This window comes from uncultured Aquincola sp. (assembly GCF_964001545.1).
Classification (GTDB): domain Bacteria; phylum Pseudomonadota; class Gammaproteobacteria; order Burkholderiales; family Burkholderiaceae_C; genus Aquincola.
Window position 1 is genome coordinate 1 of the sequence record NZ_CAXFDV010000214.1, and the last position, 9,872, is coordinate 9,872.

The 9,872-nt window shown below is 69.2% G+C and carries 12 protein-coding genes; 6 read left to right on the forward strand and 6 right to left on the reverse strand.

All coding sequences use genetic code 11. The annotated features are described in order from the left end of the window. The coding region (locus ABNT58_RS07440) for an NnrU family protein (protein WP_348752865.1) at window positions 1-541 on the forward strand (541 nt) is incomplete at its 5' end. Then, window positions 538-1,377 carry an alpha/beta fold hydrolase gene (locus tag ABNT58_RS07445; protein ID WP_348752866.1) on the forward strand — a complete coding sequence of 280 codons (840 nt, stop codon included), beginning with the start codon at window positions 538-540 and terminating at the stop codon, window positions 1,375-1,377. The genes ABNT58_RS07440 and ABNT58_RS07445, both read left to right, overlap by 4 nt. Here the strand turns inward: ABNT58_RS07445 and ABNT58_RS07450 are convergent. Both ABNT58_RS07450 and ABNT58_RS07455 read right to left on the reverse strand, forming a co-directional pair. Next, window positions 1,358-2,026, reverse strand: coding sequence for a phosphatase PAP2 family protein (locus tag ABNT58_RS07450; RefSeq protein ID WP_348752867.1), 669 nt, complete (start codon window positions 2,024-2,026; stop codon window positions 1,358-1,360). The genes ABNT58_RS07445 and ABNT58_RS07450 overlap by 20 nt on opposite strands. 66 nt (window positions 2,027-2,092) lie before the next feature. Then, window positions 2,093-3,103 (reverse strand): ABC transporter substrate-binding protein, encoded by a 1,011-nt coding sequence (locus ABNT58_RS07455; protein WP_348752868.1) that lies wholly within the window; start codon window positions 3,101-3,103, stop codon window positions 2,093-2,095. Between the two features lie 355 nt (window positions 3,104-3,458). Here ABNT58_RS07455 and ABNT58_RS07460 point away from each other — a divergent pair, with 355 nt between their 5' ends. The 3 genes from ABNT58_RS07460 (at window position 3,459) to ABNT58_RS07470 (ending at window position 4,432) form a co-directional block, all read left to right on the forward strand. Next, entirely contained in the window at window positions 3,459-3,644 is a 186-nt protein-coding gene (locus ABNT58_RS07460; protein WP_348752869.1) for a hypothetical protein, read from the forward strand. A gap of 111 nt (window positions 3,645-3,755) precedes the next feature. Next, window positions 3,756-3,992, forward strand: coding sequence for a hypothetical protein (locus tag ABNT58_RS07465; protein ID WP_348752870.1), 237 nt, complete (start codon window positions 3,756-3,758; stop codon window positions 3,990-3,992). Between the two features lie 101 nt (window positions 3,993-4,093). Next, entirely contained in the window at window positions 4,094-4,432 is a 339-nt protein-coding gene (locus ABNT58_RS07470) for an aspartyl protease family protein (RefSeq protein ID WP_348752876.1), read from the forward strand. Between the two features lie 24 nt (window positions 4,433-4,456). On the opposite strand, the gene ABNT58_RS07475 is transcribed toward ABNT58_RS07470, so the two are convergent. Together ABNT58_RS07475 and ABNT58_RS07480 are read right to left on the reverse strand one after the other, a co-directional pair. Further along, window positions 4,457-5,254, reverse strand: a complete 798-nt coding sequence (locus ABNT58_RS07475) for an ABC transporter permease (RefSeq protein ID WP_348752871.1) — start codon at window positions 5,252-5,254, stop codon at window positions 4,457-4,459. Then, window positions 5,251-6,021 carry an ABC transporter ATP-binding protein gene (locus ABNT58_RS07480; protein WP_348752872.1) on the reverse strand — a complete coding sequence of 257 codons (771 nt, stop codon included), beginning with the start codon at window positions 6,019-6,021 and terminating at the stop codon, window positions 5,251-5,253. The genes ABNT58_RS07475 and ABNT58_RS07480 overlap by 4 nt, the downstream gene beginning before the upstream one ends. Window positions 6,022-6,156: 135 nt before the next feature. On the opposite strand from ABNT58_RS07480, the gene ABNT58_RS07485 reads away from it, so the two are divergent. After that, entirely contained in the window at window positions 6,157-7,215 is a 1,059-nt protein-coding gene (locus ABNT58_RS07485; protein ID WP_348752873.1) for a M12 family metallopeptidase, read from the forward strand. A gap of 10 nt (window positions 7,216-7,225) precedes the next feature. Here ABNT58_RS07485 and ABNT58_RS07490 read toward each other — a convergent pair whose 3' ends face one another. Next, window positions 7,226-9,010 carry a phospholipase D-like domain-containing protein gene (locus tag ABNT58_RS07490; protein WP_348752874.1) on the reverse strand — a complete coding sequence of 595 codons (1,785 nt, stop codon included), beginning with the start codon at window positions 9,008-9,010 and terminating at the stop codon, window positions 7,226-7,228. A gap of 89 nt (window positions 9,011-9,099) precedes the next feature. Continuing rightward, window positions 9,100-9,872, reverse strand: a 773-nt coding sequence (locus ABNT58_RS07495; RefSeq protein WP_348752875.1) for a pirin family protein, incomplete at its 5' end; no start/stop codon positions are given.

Here is a 9,872-nt window from a genome sequence, read left to right on the forward strand (position 1 = left end):
CCTTCATTCCACGCGCATCTTTGCCGAGGGCTTTCGCCAGCGGCAGGTCGCGCGCATGGGCCTCAACGGCTGGAAGGCCGTGTACTCCATCGTGTCGCTGGTGGGCTTTGTGCTCATCGTCTGGGGCTACGGGCAGGCGCGGCTGAACCCGGTGCTGATCTGGGAGCCGCCGCGCGGCCTGCGCCATGTGTCGGTGCTGTTCACGCTGGCCGCCTTCGTGCTGCTGGTGGCGGCCTATGTGCCACGCAACCAGATCAAGGCGCGGCTGCACCACCCGATGGTGCTGGCGGTCAAGGTATGGGCCTTTGCGCACCTGCTGGCCAACGGCATGCTGGCCGACCTGCTGCTGTTCGGCAGCTTCCTGGTGTGGTCCATCGTGCTGTTTGCCGTCTCGCGCCGGCGCGACCGGCGCGAGGGCATCGTCTACCCGCGCGGCACGCTGGCCGGCACCGCCATCACCGTGGGGGTGGGCACGGCCGTGTGGCTGCTGTTCCTGTTCAAGCTGCACGTCTGGTTGATCGGCGTGTCCCCGCTGGGATGACGCGGCGCTTCTGGCGCCGGGCGCTGCTGGGCCTGGTGGGGTTGGCGCTGGCCGTGTATGCCGCGCTGCTGGGCTGGCTGTGGTGGCAGCAGGAATCGCTGATCTTCCGGCCCACACCACTGCCCGCCGACTACCGCTACACGCTGCCGCCCGATGCGCACGAGGTGTTCATCGACGTCCCCGGCGCGCGGCTGCACGGGCTGCAGCTGCAGCGGCCCGGCGCGCGCGGGTTGGTGTTCTTCCTGCACGGCAATGCAGGCAACCTGGAGCGCTGGTTCGTCGACCTCGACTTCTACCGGTCGCTGAACTACGACGTGTTCATGCTGGACTACCGCGGCTTCGGCAAGAGCAGCGGGCGCGTGCACAGCCAGGACCAGCTGCAGGCCGACGTGCGCGCCGCCTGGAACCAGGTGACGCCGGCCTATGCGGGCCGGCCCATCGTGCTGCTGGGCCGGTCGCTGGGCACCGGCCTGGCGGCCGAGCTGGCGGCCAGCCTGCCACCAGCGCAGCGGCCCGCCCTGTTGCTGCTGGTCTCGCCCTACCGCAGCATGGTGGCGATGGCGGCCGAGCAATACCCCGACGTGCCCAGCCCGCTGCTGCGCTACCCGCTGCGCACCGACCAGGCCTTGCAGCCACTGGCCGGCACCGGCCTGCGGGTGCTGTTGGTGCATGGCGACCAGGACCGGCTGATTCCGCTGGCCCACAGCCAGGCGCTGCGGCGCCTGCTGCCCGGCGCCACGCTGCACACGGTGGCCGGCGCCGGCCATGGCGACCTGCAGGCCTTCGACGACTACCGCCGCGCGCTGGGCCAGGCCCTCAACGCAGCGGGGCGTTGACGGCGCCGCCGACCGGTCCGTTCAGGCGCCGCCAGTCGCGGTGCATGTGCCAGCGGGTGTAGGGCTCGGGCGCGCCCGACAGCGCCACCGACAGCCGCGTCACCCAATCGTGCGTGCGCGAAGGCGGCGCGCCCGCCACCGCCACCGCCAGCCAGGCGCCCACGATGAGCAGCAGCTTCTTGGGCGCGCTCACCGGCGGCAGCTGCACCCAGCGCAAGGCCAGCAGGCTGGCGGTGCAGCCCAGCAGAAAGCCGGCCCAGCTTTCCGACGGCGAATGCGCATGCACCTTCACGCGCGAAACCGCCACCAGCGCGGCCAGCGCCACGCCCACCAGCACCGCAGGCGCATGCCAGCGCGGGTGGGCGGCGCCCACCGTCTCACGGGCCAGCAGCGGCAGGATGGCGGCCGAGAACATCGCATGGCCCGAGATGCCGGTGAAATCGAGCGGCGCATAGCCCAGGCCGTAGCCGATGAAGGCGATCTTGGTGGCCGTGGTCAGCAGCGCTGCCACCGCCGTGGTGGACAGCCACACCAGCGCCACGCGCGGCGCCTGCGCCCGCAGGGCCAGCCAGGCGGTGACGGCCAGCAGCGCGGGCAGCAGCAGCTGGGCTTCGCCCAGGCGGGTGACGGTGTGCCAGAACAAATACATCGTGGGGGCGGGCAGCAATGACAAGGCCGGCATGCAGCCGGCCCTGGGATGGGTAGAAACCCGAGCTTACTTGCCGCCGAGCTGCTTCTTCAGGTCCAGCCCCACGCCTTTGTTGACGAATTGCATCGTGGCCACCTTGCTCAGGTCCACCTCGCCCGGCTTGTACAGGCCGGCCTTGACCATCTTGTCGTAGAAGTCCTTGACCCGCTCGGGCTTCATCGCGCCGATGCCCTGCGTGAGGGCGTCGCCGCTGTCCACGATGCCCAGGCTCTTCATCAGCGCCACCGACTTGTCCAGCATCTCGTCGGTCATCTCGGGGTTGTCGCGCTTGATCAGCGCGTCGGCGCGGCGGCGGTCGCCGTACAGGTAGCTCACCCAGCCCAGCACCGACGCATTGACGAAGGCACGCACCAGGTCGGGGTTGGTCTTGACCATCTCGGTCCGCGCCTCGATGGTGGTGCTGTAGGTGCTGTAGCCGTGGTCGGCCAGCAGGAAGGTCATGGGCTTGAAGCCGCCCTGCTTCTCGATCGAGATGGGCTCTTCCACCGCATAGCCCTGCTGAATGCTCTTCTTGTCGGCCAGGAAGGGGCCGAGGTTGTAGTTGTAGGGCTTGAGGTTCTCGTCCTTGAAACCGTAGTCGGCCTTGAGCCAGCTCCACCACGAGAACTGCGCGTCCTTGGCAATGAAGGCGGTGGGCGCAGACTTGAGGTCAGTGAACTGCTGGTAGCCCTGGTCAGGATGGGCGAACAAGGCCTGCGGATCCTTCTGGAACATCGAGGCCACCACGATCACCGGCACGCCGTTCTTGACGTTGTCGTAGCTGTGCAGCAGGTTGCCGGTCATCAGGAAGTCGATCTTGCCGGCCGGCAGCAGCGGCCGGTTGTTGACCTGCGGGCCGCCCTGGCGGATCTCCACGTCCAGGCCCATCTTCTTGTAGGTGCCGTCGGCCACCGCCTGGTAGAAGCCGCCGTGCGCGGCCTGGGCCTTCCAGTTGGTGGCAAACACCACCTTGGTCTGCGCCTGCGCACCCAGCGCGGTGACGACGAGGGCGGCAAGGGCAACGGCACGTGGAGGCATGGCGGTGACGGCTTGAAAGGGGTGGCGACGACTATAGCGACCGGGGCACGGTGTTACACGCCTGCAAAGCTGTTTGACCACAGTCGTGCGGCGATGCAACAATTTCGGCTTCTCAACAACGGAGTCCGTGCTTGGACAGTGCCTCCAGTCATGCGATGCGAGCCGGGATGGCCGCAAACCCGCTGACGCGCTGAACGCCGACTCCGTCGGCGCGCACGCGCCGACCGCACCCGGGGCCTGAACGGCCCACACGCCCTCCCTGCTCGCATCGCTTCATCGCTGTGGCGGTGCGCTCGCGCGCACCTGCTGCAGCCGGCCATGCCCTTCACGAACCGTCCTGCCTCAGGAGGTGTTCATGCGAGACCTGTTTTCCCCCGTCAAGCCGCCGGTGGCCGTGCCGCCGTTGTCGCGCCAAGAGCGCGTCCAGGAGCTGCTGCGCCTGGAGCAACGCACACCCTGGACCACCCGGCGCGTGCGCAGCGCGCTGCAGCCGCCGCCGGCGTCAGAGGCGCGCCCGCCACTTTCAACAACGCCCACGTGATGCGCCCGACCGGCCGCTCGTCTTGTATAAACGAGGGCCACGGCGGCTGTGGACAACACTGTGGGCAACCGCTGCACAAGCAGCGGACAACGGGCATCGAGGAGCCACCCCATGCTGGATTTTCAAACCGAGATTCAGGCGTACAAGGAAGCGCTGCCCGATCTCCTGACCGAGCACGACGGGCAGTTCGTCGTGATCCATGGATCGAAGGTAGATGCCACGACGTTCGACACCTACGACCAAGCGCTCGAATGGGCTTACACCCAGTACGCCGGTGATCGCTTTTTCGTCAAGCAAGTAGAAGTGCAGGCACACGCCACGCATTTCATGCGTGGCTTCGCCGAGTGAGGGGGTTCACTGCACCGATCCATCGATCCGGTGCAGTCATCCCAGTTCTGGTGGGCGTTGGAGAGCAGCACCGGAAGTTCCTGCAGCGCATCGGTCAGTCGGTGCCGTCGCCGCTTCCACTCCAATTCCTGATCGACACCGGCGCCAGCTGCTCCTGGGTGGACGAGATGCACATGCGCTCGCTGGGGCTGCAGCCACGCAGCTGGGCCGAAGTGCATACCGTCACGGGCGGCGGCATCGCCACCGAGTTTCCCGCCTACGAGGTGGGTATCACGCTGGGCGGACAGGCCAGTCCCAACACCAGGCGCTTTCAGCTGCTGATCGGTGGACAGCCTTTCATCAATCAACCGTTCGACGGGCTGATCGGCCGCGACATCCTCAACGTCTGCAGGATCGGCTGGAACGGACCCGCCCGTGAGATCCGGATCGACTACGAGTGAACGTGCTGCCAGGCGAGCGGCGCACTAATCCCCACCCCGCTCGCTGTCGTGCCAGCGGCCCAGCAGCCAGTGCGACAGCAGCAGCATCAGCCCATAAAGCGCGATGCCAGTGAGTGACACCAGCACCAGCGCGGCGAACATCTTCGGCATCTCGGTGCGAAAGCTGGCTTCCAGGATGCGTGAGGCCAGGCCCGTCTCGCGGCCGGCCGCGCCGGCGGTGAACTCGGCCACCACCGCGCCGATGAGCGACAGCCCCGCCGCCACCCGCAACCCGGCCATGAAGTAGGGCAGGGCCGACGGCACCAGCAGGTGCACCAGGGTCTGCCAGCGGGTGGCACGGTACAGCCGGAAGAGGTCGCGCAGCCGCGCGTCGGCGCTGCGCAGGCCCACCACCGTGTTGGCCAGGATGGGGAAGAACGCGACGATCCACGCGCACAGCAGCAGCGCCGCGGTGGTGCTGTCGATGAAGATCAGGATCAGCGGTGCGATGGCCACGATGGGCGTGACCTGCAGCACCACCGCGAACGGAAACAGGCTCAGCTCCACCCAGCGCGACACCGCGAACAGCCCGCCCAGCAGCACGCCACCCACGATGGCCAGCCCCAGCGCGCCGAAGGTGATCTTGACCGTGTACCACCAGCTGCCCATCAGCGAGCCGAAGTTGGCCCACAGCGTCTTGCCCACCAGCAGCGGACCGGGCAGCAGGTACTGCGGCAGCTGGTAGATGCGCACCACCGCTTCCCAGGCCACCAGCGCGGCCACGGCCACCACGGCCGGCACCACCCAGCGCAGCCAGGGCGCCTCTTGCCGCGCGCGGCTCACAGCGTGGCCCCGCTGGCCTGCTCCATCGCCTGTGACACGGCGGTGCAGCAGCGGATGAATTCGGCACTGCTGCGAAAGGCCGGCGTGCGCGGGTAGGGCGCATCCACCGTCAACTCCGCGGCCACGCGGCCCGGGCGCGCGGCCATCACCACGATGCGCTGGCTGAGGAACACCGCCTCGTACACGCTGTGGGTGACGAAAAGCGCGGTGAAGGCATCACGCTGCCACAGCGCCAGCAAATCCTGGTTGAGCTTGAAGCGGGTGATCTCGTCGAGCGCGGCGAAGGGCTCGTCCAGCAGCAGCAGCGAAGGGCGCGTGACCAGCGCACGTGCGATGGAGGCACGCATCTTCATGCCGCCCGACAGCTCGCGCGGCAGGGCGCGCGCGAAGTCGGCCAGGCCCACCGCCGACAGCGCGGCCTGCACCGCGGCATCGGCTTCGGCCCGCGGCGCGCCGCGCAGGCGCAGCGGCAGGCGCACGTTGTCCTGCACGCTGGCCCAGGGCATCAGCGTGGGTTCCTGGAACACGTAGCCGACGTCGTCGGGCGGGCGCTGCACCTGGCCACTGCTGGGCTCGTCCAGCCCCGACAGCAGCCGCAGCACGGTGCTCTTGCCGCAGCCCGAAGGCCCCAGCAGGCTGACGAACTCGCCACGCGCTGCCTGCAGGCTCACGTCGGCCAGCGCGGTGACGCCGTTGGCGAAACGGCGGCTGACCTGTTGCAGCGCCAGGAAGGGTTCGTCGGACACGGAGGGAGACCTTGCTTGCATGGGCGCGGATGATGCCGCAGCCCCCCATCCCTAAGCCGGCATCCCCAGCTTGGCTGGCGCGGCATGGCGGCCGAACGCGGCTGCGCTTATGGTGAAGGCAGCCCTCTGCTGTGCCCTTTTTGCCAGGAGCCCGCCATGACCACCGCCACACCCGAAGACCGGCCTTTCCGCCCCGCGGCCCGCTGCTGCTACGACCGCATCCTGCCGCGCAACCTGATGCGGCCGCAGCCGCTGGCCGCGCCCATGCCCGGCGGCCGTGCGCGTGCGATTGCGGTGCGCGGCAGCACCTGGGTCAATGGCAGCACGCTGAAAGTGCGCTTCATGGGCGGCAACGCCAGCCAGCGCGCCATCGCGCGTGAAGAAGCCGGCTGGTGGGAGGCGGTGGCGAACCTGCACTTTGAGTTCGGCAATGCGCCCAATGCCGACATCCGCATCAGCTTCGATGCCAACGACGGCGCCTGGTCGATGATCGGCACCGACGCACGCAGCGTGCCGCTGAACCAGGCCACGATGAACCTGGGTTTTCTCGACGGCGGCACCGCGGCGCATGAGTTCGGCCACGCCATCGGCCTGGGGCACGAGCATTCCAACCCGGCCGGCGGCATCCAGTGGAACGAGCCGGTGGTAATCGCCGCGCTGGCCGGCCCACCCAACTTCTGGGACGAGGCCACGGTGCGGCACAACGTGTTCCGCAAGTACGCGGTCGACCAGATCAACGGCACCGCGTTCGATCCCGACTCGATCATGCTCTACGCCTTTCCGGCGGAATGGACGCTGAACAACGTGGCCACGCATGCCAACGAGGTGCTGTCGCAGCTGGACAAGGCCTTCATCGCCGGCGCCAAGATGTACCCGCGCAGCAGCCCGGGGGTGGAGCGGGCCACGCCGCTGGTGGCGGGCGCGGCGCGGCTGCAGCAAAGCATCGGCCACCCTGGCGAAGAAGACGTGTTCCTGCTGCAGGCCGACACAGAGGCGGTCTACGAGATCGACACCCGCGGCGCCACCGACGTGTACATGAAGCTGTTCGGCCCCGACAGCCCGACCGCATTGATCGCCGAGGACGACGACAGCGGCTATGGCCAGAACGCGCGCATCAGCAAGGCGCTGCTGCCCGGCCGCTACTGGGTGCAGGTGCGGCACTACGACCGCAGCAATGGCACGGGGCGCTACACCATCGGCGCCAAGAAGCGCTGAGCTTGTTGCGTCAGAGCATCTCCTCCGGCGCCAGCGGCCCCAGCAGCTTCAGGCCCAGCCGCTTGAACACCGAGGTGTCGGGCTCATGGGTGACGCGCAGCGCCTGGCCCTTGTCGTCGGTGTGGCTCCACAGCAGGCCGCCGTCTTCCAAGGACAGGCGCCAGGCCGCGCGGCGGGTGATTTCGGTCAGCAGCTCGTTGACCTGGGCGGCGAAGCGGGTGCTGCGCGTGACCAGGCCCATCTCGGTGTTGAGGTTGGCCGAGCGGGGGTCGAAGTTCATCGAGCCCACCACCACCGTGCCACCGTCCACCAGCATGGCCTTGGCATGCAGGTTGGTACGCGAATGCACGCCGCCGAAGCGCGGTGGCTGCGGCCCGCCGGGTTCGGCGCGCAGCTCGTACAGCTCCACGCCCAGCTTCAGCAGCGCTTCGCGGTAGCGGCTGTAGCCCAGGTACACCGCCGGCGCATCGGTGCCCGCCAACGAGGCCGTGAGGATGCGCACCCGGATGCCGCGCTGGCGCAGCTCGCGGATCACCGCCATGCCGGGCTGGCCCGGCACGAAGTAGGGCGTGACCAGGAAGACCTCCTGCCGGGCCGATCGCATCAGCCCCGCGAAGTCGTCGAACATGATCTCGTCGGGCGAGGGCGTGCCTTCGCTGCTGGTCTTGGAAGGCCGGTCGGCCCACAGCCGCGCCGGCATCCACTGCAGCTTGAGCGGGCCGGCGCGCAAGGCATCGGCCTGGGCCTTGAGCCGCTCCAGCGTGGGCACGTCCAGGCCCGAAGGCGCGTCCATCGGGGCCGAGGCCACCGGCGGCAGCTTGGGCGCGCTGGCCGGCTCGCCGGGCGGCACTTCGGGCACGGCCTTGGAGGCGGCGGAAGCAGGCGGCCGCTCCGGCGGCACCGCGCGGGTGGGCGCGGTGACCGGTGCCGATTCCATGCGGGCGGCCTGGCTGGCGGCCGGCGCGGGCGAGCTGGCCTGGGGCGTGGCGGTGCCTGCCGCGGCCGAAGACAGCGGCGAATCGCCCGCCGCCGGCGCGGACCCGGCCTTGTCAGGCGAGATGATGGCGTCGGCCGGGTAGGCCAGCTCGCTGGCCCAGTAGCGGTCGAAGGTGGCCGACAGCTGCTGCACCACCGGACCGGCCACCAGCAGATCGAGGTCGACGAAGTTGGCGTCGGCGCCTTGCAGGAAGTAGGCGTCGCCCAGGTTGCGCCCGCCGGTGACGGCCAGCGCGTTGTCGGCCACCAGCTGCTTGTTGTGCATGCGGTTGTTGATGCGCCCCACGTCGTGCAGGGAGGCGATCACCCGCGTGGGCAGCGAAAAGCGCCCGCCCGGCAGCGGGTTGTACAGCCGCACTTCCATGCGCGGGTGGCGCGTCAGGCGCAGCAGTGCGTCGTCGGTGCCGCTGGTGTTGAAGTCGTCGATCAGCATGCGCACCCGCACGCCACGGTTGGCCGCCGCGCGCACCCGCTGCAGCAGCAGCCGGGTGCTGGCTTCGTTCAGCACCGCGTAGTACTGCAGGTCCAGCGTGTGCTCGGCCCCATCGACCAGCGCCAGCAGGGTGGACAAGGCTTCTTCACCGCCCGCCAGCAGCCGCACGCCCGACTGCGCCGGGCTGGCATTGCCGCGCTCGGCCGACACCTTGCGTGCGAAGGCGCTGGCCGTGGTGCCGGGGATGGCGCGGCTTTCGGTGCGGTGCGGCAGGGGCGGCAGAGCCGCGCAGGCCTGCAGGAAACACACGCTGGACAACGTGGCAGCGGACAGCAGATGGCGCAAAAAGGGGACCATGGCGCGCATGGTCCCTCTACCGGCTGTTACGGGTTGTCGGACAACGCCTCAATGCGGTGCGGGTGGCCGCCCGGCTGACAGACGCTCACCCGCCCGCGTTACACGAAGCGGCCGGCGCGGAAGTCTTCGACGGCCTGGAAGATCTCGTCATTGCTGTTCATCACGAACGGACCGTACTGCGCGATGGGCTCGTTCAGCGGCTGGCCGGCGATCAGCAGCGCGCGGGTGGGCTGGTCGCCCGCCTGCAGCACCACGCCGTCGCTGCCCGGCGTGTTGGCCAGGATGGCCATGCGCTGCGCCGGCACCTGGCATTCACCCACGCGCAGGCCGCCGCGGTACACGTAAACAAAGGCGTTGTGCCCGGCCGGCAGCGCCTGCTCGAAGCGTGCACCCGGCTGCAGGTGCAGGTCCAGGTACAGCGGCTGGCTGCCCTCGCGCTGCACGGCGCCGGTCACGCCGTGCGTTTGCCCGGCGATCACACGCGCCTTCACACCGTCGCCCACGTATTCCGGGATCTCGGCGCTGGGAATGTCGCGGTACCAGGGCTCGCGCATCTTGTCCTTGGCCGGCAGGTTGAGCCACAGCTGGAAGCCTTCCATGCGGCCGTCCTGCTGCTCGGGCAGTTCGCTGTGCACCACGCCGCGGCCGGCGGTCATCCACTGCACGCCGCCGTCGTCCAGCAGGCCTTCGTGGCCTGCGCTGTCACGGTGGCGCATCCGGCCGGCGATCATGTAGGTGATGGTCTCGAAACCGCGGTGCGGGTGGTCGGGGAAGCCGGCGATGTAGTCGTCCGGGTTGTCGGTGCCGAAGGCGTCCAGCATCAGGTACGGGTCCAGCCGCCGCTGCAGCGGCTGGGTGAGCACCCGGGTGA